The 22,645-nt window shown below is 47.5% G+C and carries 19 protein-coding genes; 6 read left to right on the top strand and 13 right to left on the bottom strand.

Annotated features, from left to right (window positions below; genetic code table 11):
• Positions 1-314 precede the first annotated feature (314 nt).
• The 6 genes from IAE27_RS24810 (at position 315) to IAE27_RS24785 (ending at position 9,157) form a co-directional block, all read left to right on the top strand.
• Entirely contained in the window at positions 315-1,526 is a 1,212-nt protein-coding gene (locus tag IAE27_RS24810) for an integrase domain-containing protein (RefSeq protein ID WP_200092968.1), read from the top strand.
• 421 nt (positions 1,527-1,947) lie between these two features.
• Positions 1,948-3,561 carry a restriction endonuclease subunit S gene (locus IAE27_RS24805; protein ID WP_200092965.1) on the top strand — a complete coding sequence of 538 codons (1,614 nt, stop codon included), beginning with the start codon at positions 1,948-1,950 and terminating at the stop codon, positions 3,559-3,561.
• 3 nt (positions 3,562-3,564) lie between these two features.
• On the top strand, positions 3,565-5,217 hold the full coding sequence (locus IAE27_RS24800) for an AAA family ATPase (RefSeq protein WP_023301119.1): 1,653 nt from the start codon (positions 3,565-3,567) through the stop codon (positions 5,215-5,217).
• A 2-nt stretch (positions 5,218-5,219) separates the two neighbouring features.
• Positions 5,220-6,143 (top strand): hypothetical protein, encoded by a 924-nt coding sequence (locus IAE27_RS24795; RefSeq protein ID WP_023301118.1) that lies wholly within the window; start codon positions 5,220-5,222, stop codon positions 6,141-6,143.
• Positions 6,143-7,624: an N-6 DNA methylase gene (locus IAE27_RS24790; protein WP_200092963.1), complete on the top strand. Its 1,482-nt coding sequence runs from the start codon at positions 6,143-6,145 to the stop codon at positions 7,622-7,624. The genes IAE27_RS24795 and IAE27_RS24790 overlap by 1 nt, the downstream gene beginning before the upstream one ends.
• A 588-nt stretch (positions 7,625-8,212) precedes the next feature.
• A complete protein-coding gene (locus IAE27_RS24785; RefSeq protein WP_200092958.1) occupies positions 8,213-9,157 on the top strand; it encodes an ArdC family protein in 945 nt (314 codons plus the stop codon).
• Positions 9,158-9,351: 194 nt separating this feature from the next.
• On the opposite strand, the gene mobC is transcribed toward IAE27_RS24785, so the two are convergent.
• The 13 genes from mobC to IAE27_RS24720 form a co-directional block, all read right to left on the bottom strand.
• On the bottom strand, positions 9,352-10,098 hold the full coding sequence (gene mobC, locus IAE27_RS24780; protein WP_200092956.1) for a MobC family replication-relaxation protein: 747 nt from the start codon (positions 10,096-10,098) through the stop codon (positions 9,352-9,354).
• Positions 10,099-10,107: 9 nt separating this feature from the next.
• Complete coding sequence (locus tag IAE27_RS24775) at positions 10,108-11,967, bottom strand: type IV secretory system conjugative DNA transfer family protein (protein ID WP_200092955.1); 1,860 nt, start codon at positions 11,965-11,967, stop codon at positions 10,108-10,110.
• A 711-nt stretch (positions 11,968-12,678) separates the two neighbouring features.
• Positions 12,679-12,984 (bottom strand): dpoa decarboxylase, encoded by a 306-nt coding sequence (locus tag IAE27_RS24770; RefSeq protein WP_200092953.1) that lies wholly within the window; start codon positions 12,982-12,984, stop codon positions 12,679-12,681.
• Between the two features lie 43 nt (positions 12,985-13,027).
• A complete protein-coding gene (locus IAE27_RS24765; protein WP_085396595.1) occupies positions 13,028-13,330 on the bottom strand; it encodes a TrbM/KikA/MpfK family conjugal transfer protein in 303 nt (100 codons plus the stop codon).
• 26 nt (positions 13,331-13,356) lie between these two features.
• Positions 13,357-13,764: a cag pathogenicity island Cag12 family protein gene (locus tag IAE27_RS24760; RefSeq protein ID WP_200092951.1), complete on the bottom strand. Its 408-nt coding sequence runs from the start codon at positions 13,762-13,764 to the stop codon at positions 13,357-13,359.
• Positions 13,761-14,786, bottom strand: a complete 1,026-nt coding sequence (gene virB11 / locus IAE27_RS24755) for a P-type DNA transfer ATPase VirB11 (protein ID WP_085396593.1) — start codon at positions 14,784-14,786, stop codon at positions 13,761-13,763. Before virB11 ends, IAE27_RS24760 begins: the two co-directional genes overlap by 4 nt.
• Entirely contained in the window at positions 14,776-16,029 is a 1,254-nt protein-coding gene (gene virB10 / locus IAE27_RS24750; RefSeq protein WP_085396592.1) for a VirB10/TraB/TrbI family type IV secretion system protein, read from the bottom strand. The genes virB11 and virB10 overlap by 11 nt, the downstream gene beginning before the upstream one ends.
• Positions 16,030-16,048: 19 nt before the next feature.
• Positions 16,049-16,954 (bottom strand): P-type conjugative transfer protein VirB9, encoded by a 906-nt coding sequence (gene virB9, locus IAE27_RS24745; protein WP_227685298.1) that lies wholly within the window; start codon positions 16,952-16,954, stop codon positions 16,049-16,051.
• Positions 16,954-17,637 carry a virB8 family protein gene (locus IAE27_RS24740; protein WP_200092950.1) on the bottom strand — a complete coding sequence of 228 codons (684 nt, stop codon included), beginning with the start codon at positions 17,635-17,637 and terminating at the stop codon, positions 16,954-16,956. Before IAE27_RS24740 ends, virB9 begins: the two co-directional genes overlap by 1 nt.
• A 221-nt stretch (positions 17,638-17,858) precedes the next feature.
• Complete coding sequence (locus tag IAE27_RS24735; protein WP_200092948.1) at positions 17,859-18,923, bottom strand: type IV secretion system protein; 1,065 nt, start codon at positions 18,921-18,923, stop codon at positions 17,859-17,861.
• Positions 18,924-18,933: 10 nt separating this feature from the next.
• Positions 18,934-19,161, bottom strand: a complete 228-nt coding sequence (locus tag IAE27_RS24730; RefSeq protein ID WP_085396588.1) for an EexN family lipoprotein — start codon at positions 19,159-19,161, stop codon at positions 18,934-18,936.
• An 11-nt stretch (positions 19,162-19,172) separates the two neighbouring features.
• Positions 19,173-19,877 (bottom strand): type IV secretion system protein, encoded by a 705-nt coding sequence (locus tag IAE27_RS24725; RefSeq protein ID WP_200092969.1) that lies wholly within the window; start codon positions 19,875-19,877, stop codon positions 19,173-19,175.
• Positions 19,878-19,897: 20 nt separating this feature from the next.
• Entirely contained in the window at positions 19,898-22,642 is a 2,745-nt protein-coding gene (locus tag IAE27_RS24720) for a VirB3 family type IV secretion system protein (protein WP_200092947.1), read from the bottom strand.
• Positions 22,643-22,645: the final 3 nt, after the last annotated feature.

Genomic DNA, 22,645 nt, shown 5'->3' with positions numbered 1-22,645 from the left:
GTTGACTTTTAATCAATTGGTCGCAGGTTCGAATCCTGCACGACCCACCAACATACATTCCTGGGATGTTTCATGGCATCCGGGGAAGTAAGAAAACCGTATCACTGTCATCAGGATACGGTTTTTTTTCGTATGTATGCTCCCCTCCGGATACCGGGGGAGCCAGAGCAAATGGGCCCATGAATGGGCCTATGCCTCTGATGGTGGAAGTCTTGTAGGCCCATATTGAGTTTTGGGCTGAAAAACGCTTCGGAAAACAGAATATTGCACACTCCATCACTGTCATTTTCCACTGATACGTAAGGAGTGACTTAATGGCTGTTCTCACCCGTCCTTTATCTGCCTCGGAAGTCCAGAAGGCAAAACCCACCGATAAAGATTACGAACTGTTCGACGGACAGGGGCTGACCCTTTTCATCAGAACCAACGGTAAAAAAATCTGGCGCTTTCGTTACAAGCGTCCCGGTTCGACTGCCCGAACCACCATTACCCTCGGACACTACCCTGCCATGTCGCTTGCCAGCGCCCGGACGCTGCATGCCGAACACCTTACCCTGCTGGTAAAAGGCATTGACCCGAAAAAACAGGAGCAGGAAGAGGCTGAGCGTGAAAGGCTGGCGGTGGATAGTCTGTTTATCAACGTGGCGACAAGATGGTTCGCCGTGAAGAAAACGAAAATCTCCGTCGACTATGCAGCTGATATCTGGAAATCACTGGAGCGTGATGTGTTTCCGGCTATCGGGCAGACGCCGGTAATTGAGCTGAAAGCCCATACGCTTATCGCCGCTCTGGAGCCAGTAAGACTGCGTGGTGCACTGGAAACCTTGCACCGCCTGACGCAGAGGATTAACGAAGTGATGAAATTCGCCATTAATACCGGCCTGCTGGATGCCAACCCGGCATCAACCATTGATGAGGCGTTTGTGAAGCCTAAGAAGCGCCATATGCCGACCATTCGCCCGGAACGTTTGCCGGAACTGATGCTGCGGGTTTATACGACTAATTTGTCTCCGATGACGCGCCTGCTGTTGCTATGGCAGCTTCTGACGCTTGTACGCCCTGCTGAGGCCGCCGGAGCCATGTGGTGTGAGATTGATACAGAGAAACGGCTCTGGACGCTCCCCGCAGCCCGTATGAAGATGAAACGTGAACATCAGGTGCCACTGTCTCCTCAGGCGTTGGCCGTTCTGGAACAACTTAAGCCCCTGAGTAAGCATTCGCCATTTGTGTTTCCCGGCAGGGTAAAGCGCGGCCAGCCTATGCATAGTGAAACGGTCAACAAGGCTTTGTGGCGCATGGGATATGGTGGTGAACTGGTATCACATGGGTTCCGGGCGCTGGGCAGCACCACGCTGAACGAAGCCGGATTCCCACCGGATGTAGTGGAAGCGGCGCTGGCGCATGTTGATGCTAACCCCACCCGTGCCGCATATAACCGCTCAACCTACATGGAGCAGCGTATTGAACTGATGGACTGGTGGGGGCGGAAAGTCAGCGATACATCTATGGAGATAAAAAAAGTGTAAGAAGGAAAACTATTTTTTCTTGGCCAGTCAAGACATATGCGTTGCTTAATGGGGTTACATCGCGGTCAGGAAATAATTAAATATCCGTTGCGGGGAACGAGTCCTTGCAACGGCTTATGTGTTTTCTGGTTGGGGCATGGGCTGAGCTATTATTTAATGTATGATGATTTAGGTTGGTTGCTCTGACTGGGATCGCCTTTGCTACTAAGTGACTATTTCTTAGCCTAAATCACGTATCTCTTCCAGTCAAGACCACCAATTGAGGTATAACTACTTTAAGCCATTTTTTGGATGTGATGAGCGCTACGCCTGTTAGACGCAGTGCATTGATAAATAGAAGGTTTAGGTGTTATAATCCAATGTTATACTGTTTTTTTATTCAGCATTTAACTTAGCTGAATGTTTTCATGAGGTTGCTAAGATGGCAACGGATTTCAATATTTTCCAGTTAGTAAAATTATCAGAATTGTTAATTAGTGTTAAAGGTAAAAAACCATCAAATTTAGGGGGTAAAAGCGCACTAAGAAAAATCCCATACATAGATATAAATGCTTTTGAAAACAAAGTGTTGGATTTTTTCTGCTCTGATGAGAACATCGTCCGCTGTTCCAACGCCGATGTTTTAATGGTTTGGGATGGTTCTCGGTGTGGCTATGTAGGTATGGGAATGAACGGAGCTTTAGGCTCGACACTCGCATCCTTATCAATACCTTTAGTGGAACAAAGATACCTCTATTATTTTCTGCGCTCGAAATTTGAGTACTTAAATACAAACACAAGAGGGATAGGTATCCCCCATATTGATCCATTATATTTAGGGAATATAGATTTCCCGTTAACCACCATTGCTAATCAAAAATTAATAGCAGATAAAATTTCGACTCTATACGATCATATTGATGATGGTATTGAAAAAGCAAAATCTGCGCTCGAAAAATTATCAGCTTTATGGAAAAACAAAATTTCTGATGCCATTGCTGGGAATGTTACGAATGAGTGGAGAAGGAATAATAAATTATTTAAATTATTAGAAAGTGACCTCGTTAGTATTACTGAGGAACTTACGGATTCATTTTTTCCGTCCTTGCCCAATGATTGGGCTTATATCAAATTAGACAATGTTCTCGAAAGTGTAAATTATGGTACGTCAAAAAAATGTGCCTACGATAGCACTGGGATTGGTGTGTTACGAATTCCTAACTTAATTGACGGTGTAATATCTGATTCTGACTTGAAGTATGCGGTTTTTTCAGATCAAGAAATTGAAAAGTATAGTTTAGAAAAAGGTGATTTATTACTAATTCGATCTAATGGTAGTCTCTCATTAGTCGGTTCGTGTGCATTAGTTGATGATAAAGACACAAGTTATCTTTTTGCAGGATACTTACTTCGGCTTCGTCCGATAAGTGAATTTATACATCCAAGGTTTTTAATGTATCTACTAGCATCGCCTATGTTAAGAATGCAAATTGAAAATGTAGCGAAGTCAAGTAGTGGTGTCAATAATATTAACGCCCAAGAAATACGCTCGTTAATTATACCTATTTGTTCTCTAGAAGAACAAATGGAAATAGTAAATATTCTTGATGGTATAAAGGATAGTATCAAATCTCAGCAAAACTATTTGAATTTACTTATTGATAAAGCTGGGTTAACTAAAAAGAATATCTTGGAAGAAGCTTTTACTATTGGGTTTGAAAGTCAACCTATTGAAACTAGTGATATTGATAAATATATTGATAATATAAAAACTACGAAAGCTAAACTAATTGCTGAAACGAAGAAACGTAAACCAAAGGCAATAAGAAAAAATATGACAAACCTGTCTATCCTTGAGATTTTAAGACAATCTAATGAAAAAATTACTGTTAAACAATTATTCTCATCCTCAAAATACAATAAGGATGTTTCTCCTGAGAAGGTTGAGGCTTTTTATCTTGAATTAAAGGATGCAATAAATAGTGGGAAAATTATCATCGAAGAAGTTAGAGAGAATGGTTTAAAAATCGGGGATTTGATAAAGTTTAAGGAATAATTTATGAAACTAGATAAATTATGGGTAAGTGAGTTCAAAAATCTCAAAAATATCACCATTGACTTTGATCAAAATGAATTGGTAACAGTGATAATTGGCTGGAATGGAGCTGGTAAATCAAATGTTATTGAAGCGCTAGTTATTATATTCAGAGACTTGGATTTACATTATCCACCTGCTTTCTCATATGACCTAGAATATGTATGCAGAGGACGGAAGATATATATAGAAGCTAGGGTTAATGATGATAAAAAAGATCGATACAAAATAAAATGTCATCCAATTAATAAACCAAATGAGAGTAAAAATCTCAGTAATAAGGAGTTTTTTGAAGATGGAGATAAGAAATATCTACCAACAAATGTCTTTGGTTATTATTCCGGCCCAAGTGATCGGCTGGCTACTCACTTTTATGAACATCAGCGAAGATTTAGAGAACAATTGATTTACCCTGAAAAGTTCAATCTAAATGAAAATACTCTACCGCTGCGTCCGCTATTCTATGCGCAGAAGGTTCACAGTAACTTTGTATTACTTGCATTTTTTTTAAGTGAAGATGAAAAAATTAAAAAGTTTTTAAAAGAAAAACTTTTCATCGATGGTCTAGAATCTGTAATGTTTGTGATAAGTAAACCTGATTGGAAAAGCAGTGAAGGAGATCCTAGATTCTGGAATGCAAAAGGTGTTGTTCAGCCATTTCTTGAACGACTTTATGAGGCATCTCTTGCTCCTATGGATATAAAATTTACACTGCCACATCCTTTGAAGAAAAATGGTGAGAATGTCGATGCATTGTTTCTCTTTTTGAAAGATCTCGATGCGTTAAAAAATGTAGGTAATCATACTTCAGATAAAGATTTTTTTAAGTTATTAGAAAGTATATATTTTTCTAGCCTTATCCATGAAGTACAGATAAGAGTTAAAGTTAATGAGAAGAATGGTACTAATGAACTTCTTACGTTTAGAGAACTAAGCGAAGGTGAACAACAGTTAATAACTGTATTAGGACTTTTAAGATTTACAAGGGATGATGAATCTCTTTTTCTACTCGACGAGCCAGATACACATTTAAACCCTGCGTGGAGTATGGAATATATAAATTATTTAGAAGAAGTGGCAGGATTCAACCTCGATAGAAAGGAATCACAACAAAATGATGGTTCTAAACAAAAGATTGAAAATAGTCATATAGTGTTAGCAACTCACGATCCGGTGGTTATTTCTACACTAAAACGTGAACAGATACAGATTATGAAAAGAGATGAAAATACTCTTGAAGTATATGCTCATTCTCCTCTTTATGACCCTAAAGGGATGGGCTTTTCAGGTGTGCTGATGAGTGATATGTTTGGTCTCAGATCGGACCTGGATCCTAAAACTTTAGAAAAATTAGATGAGCATGCTATATTACTTGCCAATGAGAATCGTACTGCTGAGGAAGAGGTTCGATTCGGTGAATTGAAAGAAGAGTTAGATATGTTAGGCTTTTTAGAAGCATATTCTGATCCATATTTTTCCGCCTTTGTAAAAGCTTGGGGTAGAAGCGAAAGAATTGACCAATATCATCAGGTATCTCTAACTGAAAGTACAAGAGATGAATTATCAAAAATGAGCGATGATATTCTTTCTGAGTTGAAGCGTGAAGAAGGGAACTAATTATGCATTTTATCGACAAAGATGAAATAGAGATTAGATTACCAGATGATTGGCAGAATAAAATTGATGAAGTTTGGTTATACGTGCAAGAAAAAATTCAAGAAGCTGATGCTGCTGTTAGGGTTAAAGCTGCTCAGGAACAATGGTCTGATGATAAATTATCATGTGAGTTAAATAAATCGATTGCAAGCGCGCGTAAGAAGGCTATCAACGCTAAAAGTGATGTTTGGGGGCAACTTAGCGAGATCCTCTCGGAGTTGTCATTTGGCAAGTGCTGGTATTGTGAATCAACGGAACTTAGATCAGATAATCCAATTGATCATTTTAGGCCTAAAGGAAAAGTTGCTGAATGCCCTGATCATCCAGGTTATTGGTGGTTAGCTTTCGATTGGTCAAATTATCGGTATTCTTGCACATATTGTAACTCTCGTAGAGTTAATACAGATACTGCTGGCGGCAAACAGGATCATTTTCCTATTCTTCCCCCTTACACTTGGAATAAAAGAAGAGAAGATGAGTTTATAGAAAATCCTATATTACTTGATCCTACTGATATTGATGATGTGAATTTACTAACATTCAATATTAATGGTGAAGCATGTCCTAATGTTGATGATAAAACATCACCTTTGTATAAAAGAGCTAAAGAATCTGTGGATTTGTACCACCTAAATCATACTCCCACAAAAAATGCAAGAAAAAGAGTATATCAAACTGTAAGAAGGCTCGTTTCGAATATAAATAGTTTGAGCGCCCAGAACTTCGAAGCAAACAAATTAACTATAAAAGATTTAAAAACGCAACTACATAAGATGATTAGGGTTTCTTGCCCCTCGACTTCATTCAATTCTGCAGCTAGAATATATCTCCGGGAGTTTTATAATTCTCATGCTTGGGTTAAAGACATGCTTGATAGGGGTTATTAATGTCAAAGTTTAGCGTTGCAGATATTGTTAACAGAGTATGGGGGTATGCAAACGTACTTCGGGATGACGGTATTAGCAACGGCGATTATGTTGAGCAACTTACTCTTCTTATTTTTTTGAAAATGAATGCTGAACGCGCTGAGTCTGGAAAAATAAATAAAAATGAGATTTCAGAAGCTTGGAGCATGCTGACTACATTGCAGGGTAAGGAATTATTAGAGAAGTATTCTAATCTTATTAAGCTTTTTGGTGAAAAAGATGGCCTTTTAGGAACTATATTTTACCAAGCTCAAAATAAAATTCAAGATGCAAGTAAGTTAAAAAAATTGATATCTTTGATTAATTCCGAAAAGTGGATAAGCTCTAATGTAGATGTTAAAGGAGCTATTTATGAGGGGATTTTACAAAAAAGTGCAGATTCTGAGAAAAAAGGCGCTGGACAATACTTTACTCCAAGAGCCTTGATTGAAGCTATTGTAGAAGTAATCAACCCTAAACCCAAGCAAACAATAGCAGATCCGGCTTGTGGAACCGGCGGATTCTTAACAGTTGCACATGATTACATTTATAACAAAATAAATCAGGCTAACGCTGAGGAAATCAACTTTTTAAAAAAAAATACTTTCAGTGGAAACGAAATATCAAACTCTGTTGCACGTTTATGCGCCATGAATCTGTTTTTGCATGACATAGGTGTCTTTTACTTTCCTATATCAGTATCTGATGCTTTAGAACGGAAACCTTCAAAAAAAGTTGATATTGTTCTTGCTAATCCACCATTTGGTAGAAAGAGCTCTTTTTCTATCAATAAAGGTAAATCTAAAAATGATGAAAGATATGTCAGAGATGATTTTTGGGCAGAAACTACAAATAAACAGTTTAACTTTTTACAGCACATATGTAGCATGCTGAATAAAGATGGAAAAGCTGCTGTCGTTTTTCCTGATAATATTCTTTTTGAAGGCGGTTCGGGTGAAAAAATAAGAAAAAGTTTTCTGTATGACTATAATTTGCATACGATACTTCGACTGCCCACTGGTATTTTCTATGCTCAGGGTGTCAAGGCTAATGTTCTGTTTTTTGATAATGCCAATGACCTTTTATATCCTAAAACTAAAAAAGTATGGATTTACGATTTAAGAACAAATATTCACAGAACCTTCAAGAATAATAAATTGTCTCGTGCTGATTTTGATGAGTTTGTCAACTTCTATTGCGCTGAAAACTTCAATAGCCGTAAGAGCAATTGGAGTCCTGATACGACTAAAAATAGTAGTCCAGACGGCAGATGGAGAGATTTCTCATATGAAGAAATTCTTTTGCGTGATAAAACCAATCTTGATATTCAATGGCTGAAAGAAGAAACGTCTGACTCGCTGGTAATGCATACTTCGTCAGATGAATTAGTTGAAGATATAATTGAACTACTTTCGTCTGCATTGAGTGACTTTAAGAAAGTCGAGAAAATTATTAGTAAATAATATACCTAGGCTATTATGCAATAGCTCTCTTAAATTTAGTTGGGGCATAAGGCCCCTTCTGAAATCTAATCATATTTATTTTTTGATGAAGGTTTTCATTGCATTTTGTTACAGTCTTGCAGGCATGTAATATATCTTAATGCAGTAATTTACCTATTAAATTTTCTCATCTTGAGTGCCAAAGATCGTCAGTAAATACATATAGCTTTTAAATGGATGCTTAATGAAATAGCTGGCAACGTATGCCGAAACGAGAAAATTTAATAACAAATCGCCCCCGTTTAGCGTGATCTTCTCGCCCGGCAGGGCAGCATGTTAGTACTAATAAGAAATTCTTGTCAGTGCCAATCTTCGACTCTTTATCTCACCGCTGCGAAGTAAGGGACGCTACGCCCGGCTATGCAGGGAAGTTTTCTCCTGTGCGCTTTTCGTTCCTGTATCGGCTTCCTGTTAATCGTTTCCCAACACAACCCGTCCCGCAAGGGTAAATGGCACGCATGCTGCGCCCTTGCAGGACAGAACGATGCCGGGAAAGCGAACCGTCAGGCGATACGAAGACGAAAATCACACACTGACGGAGAAAAAACTATGACGATTTCCCTGCATACCCGGACAAGCGCCCCTAACGCCGCAGCGGCGACCAGCGTATCCCCGCTGGAGCAGTCAGGCTCCTCAAAAACGAAATTTTCTAAAACCAGAACGGACATTTATCAGACCGTTACCGACAACATCATTGCAGCACTGGAAGCCAGTGTAAAACCGTGGTCCTGCCCGTGGAAGCGTGTATCCGGCATGTCTGGTCTGCCATCGAATTACGCCACCGGAGCAGCCTACAGTGGTATGAATATCATGCTGTTATGGTGCAGTGCATCTAAACAGGGTTTCAGCGATTCACGCTGGATGACCTACAAACAGGCTCAGGCAGCAGGTGGACAGGTTCGCAAGCGTGAACATGGTACAACAGCCATTTTCTATACCACCCTGGAGAAGGAAAACGACGCCGGAGACATTGAGCATATCCCGATGCTTAAAACTTTCACAGTGTTTAACGTTCAGCAAATCGACGGCCTGGCTCTGACAACTGAAACAGTCAGCCCGGAAGCAACCTTTGACCCGTTGCCGCAGGCTGAAAACCTGTTCAGGAAGAGCGGCGCAAACATCATCGAGAAAGGACAAAACGCCTTTTTCATTCCATCAACAGATGAAGTCTGGCTACCTGAGCGCCATCTGTTTTCAGATGCGGCTAATTTCTACGCTACAGGCCTGCATGAGCTGGTTCACTGGAGTGGTGGCAAAAAACGTCTGAACCGTGAAATGAAAGGGAAGTTTGGCAGGGCGGATTATGCAGAGGAAGAACTTGTCGCGGAGCTGGGAAGTGCCTTTCTGATGGCGGATCTGGGAATTGATGGAGAGGTACTGCATGAAAGCTATATTGCTTCCTGGCTGAAAGCGCTGAAAAACGACAAGCGTTATATTTTCAAAGCGGCCAGCGCAGCTTCAAAGGCACATCGTTATCTGATGGATAAACTCTGAAGCCGGAACAGGAGAACCGCAAAGGAATGCGGTTCCATATTTTTTACCGGCAACGCTGCAAGGCGCAGACTGAGGCGGAACGCAGCACAGCGAGTACCGAACAGTCTGCGCCTCGCAGTGGAATAAAAAAATACACCGGCCTGGCGGTATCGCCGCCAGGCCGGTAAGGCCATCACGATGGCTTAAGTAAAAGCTTACGTAGAACTGTCTAGTGACAGGCGTTTCAGTCCATCAAAGGTATAAATGCGAAACACCCGGCGGTGGCGTTCTTCCAGCGGGACGTGCTGATGGTTGATGATGACATGCTTGATGCTGTCAAACAGGAGTTCAAGCGCACGCTTCTTCTGTGGATCGGGCACAACATAAAAAACGTAAATCCACTGTTTGCTGGTACGGGCCAGTAAGTGGCAGGCAATGATTGACTGATAACGGGCTCGGGTTTTCAGGCGGCGCTCGGTTTCAATGGCAATAACGTTACCGTCAGGCAAGGTCAGTAACCCGTCCGGGCGATGTTTCACCTGATACTGGCTGATAAAGGTGGTCCGGTCGCCGTTGACCCATCCCGAAGCACCTTTTTTCTCCAGAATAAGCCTGGCGGCCTGATTATCAAGATGATGCTCCAGCGTCCAGCCGGTAATTCTGGACGGTTCAAACCTCGCGGGAAACATTTTATCATTCGGGGTTAGCACCTCCGCCAGCCCGTCGCTGGTGATCCCCCATAATGAAATCTTGATTGTCCGTGATTCAAGCACATGCTTCTGGATTAACCCCATTCGCTCCGTTTTTGCCAGCAGCGAATAAAGCGACTTATGATCCCTGAAATCAAATAACTGCATCAGCGTTTTAAAATCACTGTAAGTTTCTTCTTTAAGGAAATTCAGCAGTTGTTTTATTTTTTCGTTGTTACGCGTCTGGCGCTCGTGAAAGGACGAAATCAGCATAACCGCTCCTTAAAAATCCAGCGGGGACAGGTGTTCTTCATCATCAGGTTTCGGCTTTGCCGGTTTTACTTCGATTTCGTCGAAGAAAAGAGCCGGATGCGTTGTCATCACATCCGGCATGGCTGGTCTATCATCCTCGTCAAAATCCAGCACGATCTTCACCGGGGCTGCCGCTGCGGCAATATCGGGGGAAACCGAAAAGATTTTTAGCTGACGCTTTCTGACCTTTATAGGTGAAATCAGTGAAGCAGAAGGTAGCGTTTTTGTCGTAAAGATAAAGCTGACAAAATCGGGCAGGTTCAGGATCATATTGCTGTCAATAAAGAAACGTTCGGCCTGGCGGATTGTGCGCTCACAGTCGATGGTTTCCGTCAGCATATTATCCGTCTTGGCCTTACGGAGTTCGTCATCCACCTGGATCGTGCCTGACATTCTCGCCACCCAGTCCGCTGTATCCGGGTCCATAACCCGGTAAACCAGTTTGAATTTGGCATTTTCAACGACCGCACCGACAACGGCGTCACCTTTCAAATCTGCCGGGCAGTCTTTTAAATCGGCGATGGACTGGTGGTCCATAATAATGTGTACGCCTTTATCCCGCGCCGCGCCTAAACCTTCCAGCGATGGCCTGGATAAATGGTATTTCAGTTCGGAAAGATAAATAGCAATGGGGCGGGGAACGTCTATTACTCGATCGCGCCTTTCTGCCAGCTGGTAAAGGCGAACCAGCAGCATGCGCTGGGCGGTAATAATTTTGCTGTTTCGCATGGAGCCGATAACATAACAGCAGCCACCTTCATCAAATATTTTTTGGAGTGAAAAACCCTCCGGTGAATTAATGGCATTGAGTAAGGCCAGTTCCTCAATCTTACCGAAAAAGGCTTTGATTTTTTCGGCAATACCCTGAACGTAATCACCGTTATAAACATCCCGGATTGTTGCCGATGGGTTATCACTGACAAATTGCGCGGCCATACGCGCGGCTTTTCGGTCATCAATACGATAGAAGTCCGATTCCTGTCCTTTTTCCGCCAGGCTGAACCCTGCAACAAACAGTTCTTCCAGTTCATCTGGCGTGATATCTTCAATCAGGTTTAACTGGTATTGCTGTTTCCGCAGGTCAATCAAAGCAAAAGGCTTGCCTGCATCCTCGCAGGCTTTGCGGTAAAGGTGGGGTGCCCATTCATCATCCTTGGGGTCCATCACAAACACACCTTCACCGGCCAGAATACTTTGATAAAGTAATATGCCGGTGGCAACCCCTTTACCGGCTCCGGTGGTGCCGATAATATCCGCGTGCTGTTTCTGCCAGTCTTTTAACGGGAGATACATTGGTTCGTTCTCCCTGTCCATGCCGATAAATAGCCCTTTACTCAGGTCGATATAATGCAGCGGGTCATAATGCAGTGTTTCCGGTAGCTGGGATTTTACGGTGCGGACATCAGTACGTAATTCCCGTTCAAGGGTGGTCTTTTTAACAAGGCGTTTCTTTATTTTGTCCAGTTCCGGCGTGAATACCCGGCGAAGCATAATATGAAAAATAATCCCGGTTACAGTGAAAGCAATCCGTACTGACCACGCCAGTGCTGTATTATCACTGGTGAGTCTGATTTTATACAGCCACTGAAAGGATCCGATAACTATCGGAGCCAGTGTGCCGGAGAGAAAACACAGCATGGAAAAAGCAATAATCAGCTTTTTCCAGAGCGGAGCTTTCTGCCGTTCATCGCTTTTCATTGATGCAAAAAACGGCATCGTCAGCCCCGCTAATAACGCCAGTATCAGTTGTTGCTGTTGCACAAAAGCGAGCAGTGCCAGCATCCCGTTCACTATCGGTGACAGTGAAGCGGCAAGCTTATTTAAAATCATGATGCCTCCTTCGTCAGCTATTCGCCCCATGACATCGCCCCATCAGTTCGCCCCACGGTGTCGGGCGAAAAGGCGGGGCGAACGTAAGGGACGAAGAAGGTGACCGCTGTGCGGCCATGTGCCGGAAAGCATGCTTCCCGGTACGAAACGGCGTGCGCCAGTACATGCGGGCTGGACGCCCTTATAGCCTGCCGCATGGGGGTAATGTCGTGGCTGTACGCCGCACCAAAACCCCCAGAGTCAAAGGCGGCACACCGTCGCCCGCTACGCGCGACCAACCCCTTTAAGACGCTGCGTTTAGCCTATTTTTCCTCGCAAGCTCGAAAAAATCGGAACGCTGCTTTAAAGGGGTTGGTCGCGCCTAATCGGCATATTCCCCGCTGGGGCGGGAAATATAGCCTGGCTGCGACGGTGTGCGGGGCAAGCCCCCCACAAAAAACGGCACGTGGGCGTGCCTTTTTGCTCGCTGGGGCGGCAAAATTTTTGCGGCTCCCCCCCGGCCTGCTCAATTCGCTGTGGGCGAATGTTCGCAGGTGGGCGCGGTTCCTGAAAATTAACAATTTCTTCGAAATTGAATTTTCTTTCCACGCTCCACTTCGTTATTTTTCGTCTTAACAATTTTTTCAAAATTGAAGCCAAAAATAACGAAGCCTTAAAACCCCCGCCGCCTGTTAGGGTGTGTATTGTACAATACACTTATGTTTTGTGTGATTACATCTGCTCGCGGTATATTTCAGCCCTGCATTCCCTTTCCGCTTCCAGTGCTTCACTGTAGGTCGCATCATCAATTTTCGTGCCTTTACTTTCTGCATACCTCATTAATTTATTTGCGTCAGCCTCATTGAGTTCTGAAAGATGATCGTGCAAAAGGCCGATAAACCTGCTTTCGTATATCTCATAATACAGCCCACAACCTCTGTGGGCTTCTTTTGATAACGTGTCATATACCAGGGCTACCGATATTCTGTCCTGATTGCGCGAGTGTATGTTTCGGATGAATAAGTCTTCTTTTTTCATGTTGCACCTTTTGCAGTAAACAGGAGTGTTATGCGGGTTATTACTATCCTCTGACCTTACCGAACTTAGACAGTATTTTATTTACTGCCTCCGGGTCTGCGCTGGGACATTCACCAAGAAATGCTTTTCTCGCATTCAACGTATGGTTGGGTAAGAAACCATGCTTATTCTTTTTTACTATGTTAAAGAAAGCCTTTTCTGCGGAGCGGCATTCACTTCCTCCACTATTTCCCGTTGCTTTCCCGTACATACAAAGAACAACTTCGCACGGGTCAGCGGCAAATGAATAAATTGGAGTTCCTGCGGCCAGGCATAATACCGCCGCCGCGATAACGGTTTTTTTCATGGTAAATCCTTATTAGATTGTATTGCTTAAATGGATCGGCGAGAGAAATAAATGGTGGTTTCTCTGCATGTCAGACAATTAAAGACAGGCTGGTATTCAATAACGCCTTTTGCGCCATTCTGGCGAAGCCAGTTTTTGGCATTAAAGAAATCAGTGCCGGATTGTGTAGTGACGACAATTCGTGTTGAATGAGCGACTGCGTAAAATACGGCTGGAGTCCATATTGTATCGTAGAAACTTTGTGCGCTGATTGATGATGTCCATTTACCGTTAACGGCCGGGGAAGGGACTATAACGTTATTGTCACTCCATTGAGGTAAACTGGTATTTAATGGGGCGGCGGCTTTATCCCATTCTACAGGAACGGGAGGCGGCGGCGATGAACATCCGGTAACTATTGCCGCCAACATGATTACTTTTAGTATCTTTATCATGCTTTCATTTCCTCAAAATACTGGTTTCGATGAATTGGACGGAAATAAATGTCATTCATACGACGGACATTTCCGTCTAAATCAATGCTCACAATCACGTCCAGGCTATCCAGAACCTTACGTAACATAAATGTATAGGGGAGCTGGGCGCACTGTGGATTTTCATAGCAACGGGTAATAAATCCATCTATTGCTTCTTTTGCTGATCCTGCGTGAATGGAGGTCATACTCCCTTCATGGCCGGAACCTGTTATTTTGAGAAAATCCCAGGCTTCCGCGCCGCGAACTTCTGTCAACAGAATACGGTCAGGGTTCATACGGTAATTCCAGCGTAAAAGGCTCGCCGGGGTGACGACAGACCCTTTTTCATCCGATGATTCTGACGGATAAAAAAGATGAACGTAGTTTTTATGGATAAAGAACGTGATTTCCGGGTTGTCCTCAATTGTTGATATTCGAAGATGTACCGGAATATACCCTATCAACATTTTCATATAGGTGGTTTTCCCGGTGCTGGTTTCCCCGGCGACCGCAAGAGTTTTACCGTACTCGACGCATTTCTCCATAAACAGAGGAATATTTTTTGTATTGTACAATGCAATTAATTCCTCGTCGTGCGTCTCCGTTTTTTCCTCGCCTGTTACCCGGTTATAAAATCCCGCATCGATATATGACTGATGCGGGATTTGTACCTTCGATGGCTTACGGATGGTGACAGACACCGTATCGCGCTCACAGGCCGGAGGAACAATCACCTGGCACCGTTCACCAGATTCCAGCGTGGCTGACAGCCCCGGCTTAATATCTTCGATATTGTCGCCGTGGTGTTTTGCCAGACACCGGGCAAAGTTATAGCAATCCTCATAGCTCAAAGGAACGGCGTGCTGTTCCCACACGCCGTTAATTTTTGTGTACAGTTCGCCTGGACGGTTGACGGCGATTTCCGTCAGACCGGGAAGCTCCAGAAAGTTGCCAAAGAAACGCTGTTTATAGCGGTCGAGGGAAATATTCTTAGCGGTCATTTTTCAACCTCAGCGTATAGATGTTGGAAAAATCAATATCCTCGCCTGTGATCAGGTTGATGATCTCGCCCTGATTCTTATAGAGCGTTGGGGGAATATTGATGCTGTTCTCCAGCGTGGTACGCGCCATATCCGCCATAGCCTGGCGGCTGTTTTCCGTATAGTCCGTATTGCGGTCTTTTTTACCCGAGCTGTTGGATGCCCATGCGCCAATATCGGGGATCATGCCGACCATTAACGCGCCGCCGAACCGTTTCCAGAAGTGCGAATCTATCCAGCCATCAACGCCAGCCTCTCCCAGTTCTCCGGCAGCGCGGGTATCGATCAGCGGAATATCAAGATAGGGGGGCTGGCGGGTACGCAGCTTCGTGATGATGAGGAAGGCGCGTCCCTGTCCGTGCGTCATTCCTGATTCAGCGCCAGTCTGGTAAACGCCCGTGGCGGTGGTCCCTTTTTCAATCAGCTTTGTATTACCGCTGGCGCTCCAGATATCTTCGGCGATCGTGCAGCGGATTTTCCCTGCCCGGTCCGAAACAAAGCGGTAATCCAGTGAACAGGGAATGGCGGTATTTTCCGGCACGTACAGATCCGGGTTATAAGGAATACGCCGGACCACTGCCGGGGACGGTTCCGGCGGTAGCGACGGGGTGTCTGTCTGCTGCCCGGAGCCGGTGGATGGCGTCCCTGACGACTGCCCGGCAGAGGATACCTGCGTCATCTCCTGCTGCCGGGTCCTGACCGGGTTTTGGGCCGCAGCGGCAGAGTTATCCCGGCGAATCAGAAAACGGGTTTTATCGAGTTCAGGCGGTGTCTCCGGCCCGGTGGCTGTCGTACTACGCGGACTGTTGTCCGCCGGTTCCGGCGCTTCGGCTCCGGTATCGTGCGTCCCCAGATCGGTACGCTGCCGGTAATCGCTCTGGTTCGGCTGTGGCGCGGCATCCTGCTGCTTTTCCTCACCGGGCTGCCAGAGAATGTTGCGGTAGACCCAGTTGCCCGCCCATGCCAGCGCAATCAGCCCAACGGCGGCGAGCGCCAGAAAAGCAGTGGCTTTCCCGCGTCGGCGCTTTTTCAGTTTATTGATGGCGGGTTGTAGCGGATCATTCTTTTCATCGTCCTGCGCGGTGAGAAGCGCCGCTTCCCGCTTTGTACGGGCCTCGCGCTCCAGCGCGGTGATATCGTCATCCGTCTGTGCCGGAGAGGGACGGGATTCATCAGGTTCAGGATACGGGTGTTCGTCGTTCATCTGCATGACTCCTTAGCCGTCAGTGGGTTGCGGTTTTTTCCACCCGTTCGACCTGCGGGGACACCGTGGCGTCATCAGCGGCCCGGACTCTGCCGAAACCACGATTTTCCAGGCCGACCACGGCGTTACCGGAACGCAGGACCATACGGGGAGTGACTTCCTGAATGACCAGTACAGTGAAGTTGCCTTTTCTGCGGATAGTGCTGTTAACAACCTGCTCCTGGCCGTTCAGCTCTTTGGTTACGGAGGGAATGGATTTGGCCGGGGAGAAGCCCACGAAGGTAAAGCGGCCATCGTCGTACGCGAAATCCGGGACAATCCGGACACTGTCGCGCCCCGGGTATTTAAGGTAGTCCCAGTTGCGCGGCGTCTGCGCACTGTCCAGGGCCTGCTGAATGTCGGCCTGCTGCTGTTTTTGCGTCTGTTCGCGTTGCCTGACTGTCGCCGCCTGGCGGGCTTTCTCCAGGGCTTCGCCTGGATAGCGGTAGCTCACCTCGAAAGCAGGCTGCTGCGGTGATTTATCATCAATGACGTTCAGCTCTATGTTGTATAAACGCCGGGTGGTGACAACCAGCATATTAGTGTGCCAGTCCCGGCTGTTGGGCGGGATAACCACCTGGGTGGTGTTGCCGTCCGCGCCGGGCGCGCCCTGAACCAGCGCCACCGGGCGGATATTGACCCGGTTTGCGTCCGGCGTGGCTTCCCACGCCTCCTCAAAGCCGGGTCTGGCGCTGATAACCGCCTCGTCGCTGTCAAAGACCAGCGTGGTCATGAAGCCAGGCCGGGTGCTGACGACGGTGACGTTCAGCGGGTTATAAACCACCTGCTGAACGCGGGCATCAAAGCGGCTTCTCTGCGGGATGGCCGCGCTCCATGCCGTGCCGCACATCATCAGTACCAGCGCGAAAAGAATGCTGCGTTTCATTATTCACCTCCCCGGATTTCACGGTCCACCTGCCAGCTGGTCACGGTAAACCCGAAAGGATTCACCTCCCGCTCCGTATCGCTCATCTCCCTGCCGGGGTCGGAATGGAACGTAAGGCGGGCATCCCAGTATTCGGTGCGGGTGCTGTTGTCCGCGAGGCGGCGGATAGTCTTTTTGTAGCGGAGGGTGGCGACTTTATCGGGGGCAGTACCATCGGTGAGCTGGTTTGACAGGACGTCGATTTGCACGGCATGCGCCCCGTTCTGGTACACCTTGTCCGGGGCCTCTTTACCGGCATACAGCGCCAGATAGTCATCGTTGACCTGCGGGCTGTTGTAAATCTGTACCGTCCTGTAGTCATCCTGGAGGGAGGGATAAACATACCGTTCACGCAGTCTGACGTAGCTGGCGGTCATCGCCTTCTGATAAGCGTCCTCCGCCGTCAGGCTGGTCTTTGATGCGCGGGTGACGTGCTCCACCCGCCCGGTATGATTATCCACGGTGTACAGTTCAACGACCGTCTGTTTCAGGGGTAGTATCAGCACCACGGCGATGAGCGCCAGTACGGCGATAAGCAGGCCCACGCCGCCGGTGATAAACCCGGCTTTCATGACGCGTTTGTCCCGCTCAATCATCTGCTGCTCAAAGGTACGGGAATCCGCAATAAGGGTCTGTTTACTCATGATGGTTTAACTCCGCCATAATCTGAGGGGTATTCACAGGTGCTCCCTGCCCGCTGAATGCCGGGGGATAAGTGGACCGGGCGCAGCCGGAAAGCACGCACAGCAAAGCCAGCGCAAGCAGGCGTTTCATAGGATTTTTCCTCAGTGAGATCAGTGGAATGAAAACAGGGCTATGTTTTCACCAGGGGGGAACGGGGAATTTTTGATCAGGGAAGACAAGTTTAATGATGGAATTTCTGAATGGCGGCTTCTCTTGAGTGAGCCAGTCGCCGGGCTTCATTGCGGGCGATCATCTGCTCAATCGCATATTTACGGGCTTTAGCCGCGCTGTATCCGGGACCGCTGCCGGGTTTACCGGCGTTTGCATCACGCCAGCCCCGGATGTTGTCCTGGATGGCGCGGGTTGTCTGCTTCCCTGCGCCTGCGGCCAGTTTTCCGGCACCAAACATCCCCGCGCCGATACCCACAGCGGCCAGCCCCTGCATGGAGACGGTGGCACTTGCCCCGGCCAGGGAGGCGGCAAGTTTAGCGGAGAGATAAACCAGTATTGCCGCGCAGATACCGGCCAGACAGACCTGTGCGCCTAACTCCACAATGTTGGCTTGTGCAGATATTTGTGTTGCAATATCTAACCGCGAGTTCAAATAATTAACGACAATGCGTAGCGACAACGCAGAAAACAGAATCGTTAATATGGCGGCGAAAACATTTTGCAGCCAGTTATTAAACATGGGGCGTAAAAATCCATACATCAGACAAAAGATAAAAACAGGGGCGGTAATACTCAGCAGCAGAATCATGACCTCCGCGATCATTGAAACAAAGGCTGTTACGATCATTAATACGAATATCCCGAGCCATACATAAAACTGAGCGGTCATGCCCTCATCTTTTATATAAGTTGAGTTATCCATATCGTGTAACGTCTTGCCTAAGACCTTCGCTTTATCCCATAAACTATCCAGTAACTGCCATATATTATCGCTACCGGAAAATCCCTCCTTTAAGCCATTAATGGCGTCAATAACACCATCAAGATAACCGCTGACATTAGCCACAAAGGACAGGATGATTGCCATCCTCATGATGTCCCACATGACATCCTCCATTGGCGTGGACAGCTTACCCGCCAGGGTCTGGTATCCCCTCCACATGATGTAGAGGGTGGCTGACGTTGCCGCCAGCCCCACCATCATGGAGGAGTATGACATCATCAGTCCCTTTGTGGCGTCGGTGACTCCTCCTATCAGGTGTTTTTCAACACCCAGAAATACACCACCGGGCATATTAACCTCACTATGAATTCAGGTCGGGGGTGGGCGCATTTAGCTGCTGAATCTGATAATGGGCTTCATTGGCGTGTTTACAGTTTTCTGAGGCATCGCCAGTTTTCTGGCATTTCTCATATACTTCTTTTAGCTCATCAGGATGATCCCTGTACCACTGGGTCGTTTTGGCTTCTTCTTTACAGCCGCTAATGACGACGAATAATAAGGTCAGGAAAGAGAGGATTAATAAACGCATGTGAGACTCCTTTAGCCGTTTAAATCAGGGGTTGGCGCATTTAACTGTTGCTGATTCCACTGTTTAATACGCTCGTCTTCCAGCACTTTTTCACGCTTTTCTGCTACCTTCACGCTCATTTCCCACTGGTCAGTGAGCGTGTTCAACATCACTGATTTTAGCTGAATACTGTTGGCAAGGTCCTGAGACTCCTTTGAATCTTTAGAAAGTGCGATACGGTTCGAGAGACTGTTAATCTCACCGAGCGTCTGACTGACCTGCTCCTGGATTTGATCGGTCTGCTCAAACTGAATCGCTTTATTGATGACCAGTTGTTTGCAGGTATCAGCATAACTTCCCGACTGTTCCGCATTGCAGGTATCGAAAACCCGGTACTTCGCATACAGCGTATCGAACTGCCCGCTGGTGGTGCCGGAGAGCAGCAGGTCATTGAGTGTCTGGCCCGGTCTGCGCAGTTGCTCCAGATCCGATTTCAGACTCTTCGCCTGATCCACAAAGTCAGCGATATCACGGACGCCGGTGGCCGTCGCCAGCTGGTCTTTATACGCCTGGATCTGGCTCTGATAATGTTGTGCGGTCTGCATCCAGCGCTGCGCTTCTTTCAGCCATTCGGCTTCACGCAGCGGATCGGCATCCACCAGAACGGGAATACCGGCGTGCGCCAGTGGACTGGAAAATACGCACGCGAAAATCAGGGCATAAAAACGACTTTTCATCATGGTTCTCCTGTGAGTTGTCAGAGTGCCTGAGCCAGGTAAGGCTCCAGCCATTCATGCGGCTGCATCCCTTCCCGGTACAGGGAATCGAAGATTTCGAGGTTGTCGGCGCTGCCGCTCATGACCCGGGTGTATCTGCCGATACCGGAGAGATCGAGTGTCACGCGAGCGGCAAAGCGTTTTGTGTCGCCGCGCCGGAACTGATTTTTTACCACCACATACTGGCGGGCCTGCGGATCCAGAGCCTTCACCACATCGAACACTTCCGGCTCAAACTTCATGCCATCCACATAGTGAGAACGGTCAGCGCCGGGGTTGGCGGCCAGGATCTGCGTCCCGCACTGTTCAATCACGGCGGGCGCAATTTCATCCCTGATGATCTCCGCCGGGGACTGAGTACCCACAACCAGCATCCCGTTGAGTTTACGGATGGTTTTCAGTCGGTTATAGGCGAAATCCTTAAAGACCGGGTCCCGAAGCCACTTCCAGAACTCGTCCATAAAGATGACCAGCCGTCTCCCGTCGAGCAGACTGGTAATGCGGTAGAGCAGGTAAAAGGAGATCGGCGCACAGACGTCCGCATCGTCCAGAAACTCCGTGCCGTCAATGCCAAAGTTATCGCAGTGGCTGATATCGAACGTGTCTGAGGCGTTATCAAACACCCAGCCGAATTCACCCCCCTGCGCCCACTGCGACAGGCGAATATTCAGGCCGTTCTCCTGCGCCTCCCGGGTCGCAGGCTCTGGCAGATTCTCAAGCAGGCGGGTGATCCCGTGGATGCGGTACTGCGGTTCATTACTCATTACAGCCTGTACGGCGTCGTTCAGACGGCGCTCATCACGGGGCGTAATGGTTGCGCCGTTACGGGTACACAGCAGTTTCATCAACTGGTTGATGAAACTGATATTGCGTTTCGTGGGCGACAGCGAAAACGGGTTCCACCCTGTGGGATCGCCATGCGTGATACGGAAGTAGCGGCCACCTAGCGCCCGGATGTTCATTTCCGCGCCCCGGTCCTTGTCCAGATAAACGGTGGTCAGTCGTTGGGTTTTCGCATCCGGAGAAAAACTGTCCGCGCGGCCATATTTCTGCTGCATGTTTTCAAGGAACGTCATCAGCATGGTTTTACCCGAACCGTTGGTGCCGAGAATGCAGGTGCTGGCCGGGTTCTTGTCGTTGAACTCGTCCTTGTCCGCCAGCGTGTTATGCAGGTTCAGGTAGTAGCCATCCCCTGACGGGGTGCGCAGCAGGGCCATCGCATCTCCCCAGGGGGCGTGATCGCGCTTGCCGGGGTAGAAATTATGCAGCGCGGCCAGCTCCACAAAGTTCTGGCTGCTCAGTTCCCCCTTGCGGGGCCTCAGGTGATAGTTGCCGGGCAACTGCGCCATAAATGCAGCTGAAAGCGAAAGTTCAGCGGGAGCCGGTGTAATGCCGAGATTGTTCAGGGCATTGCTGATTTCACCGGTATCGGCCACCAGATTGTCCAGCGTGCGGGAAAACACCATGATGGAGAAATGGTGTTTCCCGTAGGCGATTTTCCCCGATGTCAGCAGGTCAAGCGCCACATCCAGATCCAGCCGCTGGGATACGGCATCATCATCTGAACTCATTAACAGACGGCGGGTGCGTTTGAGGGCCTTCCGGGCTTCCTCACGTGACATGCAGGTGTAAGACTGTGTGATCACATAATCGCAGGGGGCGTACAGCAGCGAGTCCATCATCCCTGTCGCCGTCTCCTCCGGGAACTCTTTCACGTCCAGCCCACGGAAATAGTGCGTACCGCTGGCGTGGTTTATCTGCCCGGACTCCGCCGAAAAGAACAGCGCCGCCGACCCCATCACCGAATACGCGGCGGCGCGGGTGACGCGCACCCTGCGCCACTGGTGCGTCAGCAGGTACTCATAAAAGGCTAACTGGGAGGAGAATACCGCGTTGCCTTCGGTGAAGGTGCCAAGAGGACGTGCCGCGTAGCGTGACAGTGCGGTATCAAGCGAACCTTTGATTTCCAGCATTTCCCGCAGCGCAGCGTCAAGCTCTTTCAGTTTCTGACCGTCTTTCATGCGCCTGCGCCCGGCCTTTTCCAGGCGGACAAACGGGCGGTAGCAGACAGTCAGGAACAGGCGGTTGCGGCGAAACGGATCCGCCGCCAGCGAGGCATAATAGAGGCGGCTGATTTCATCGGCGTAAGGGTTGCCGGACGCTTTATGCAGCGAGTCCGTGAACGGTTCCCGCACGTTATGGATATAAAAGGTAACCGGCATTCCCTCGAAGGAACGGATGAGTCCGTGCAACTGGTTCCGGTCAATGCTGAGGGTTTCTTCTGACTCGCAGTCAAACGGGGTGCCCGTCAGTTCCCAGGTACAGTAGAGATCACTGTGTGGTGAGCGGACAACATGCGGATGAATATGCGATGAATACGGGAGGTACTTTCTGAGCGTGGCACACTGATTCAGTTTCATGGCGTTGAGAAACTCCGTGATATCGACAGCCTCATGCTCAACGGGCATAAAGGCGGTTGCGCCAAACAGACGGTTTGCTGCCGGTTTTCCTCTTGCCCTGAGCCAGACGGCAATCAGACTGAACCGCATGGGTTCATTCCGGGTGAGCGATTTCATCACCAGAAACTCAACCGGGAGCAGTGCAAGGAAAGCGACGGAAGTCCAGACAGCGATGATGATGGTGACACCCGTGACACCCAGCAGGGGCACCATCGGCACCCCCCACAGTGCCGCCGGTCGTTTCATTGCCTTAAGCAGCTTTGCCATAGG

Source organism: Klebsiella sp. S69, from assembly GCF_016516145.1.
GTDB classification, from domain to species: Bacteria; Pseudomonadota; Gammaproteobacteria; order Enterobacterales; family Enterobacteriaceae; genus Klebsiella; species Klebsiella oxytoca.
This window is presented reverse-complemented; position numbering and strand designations above follow the sequence as displayed.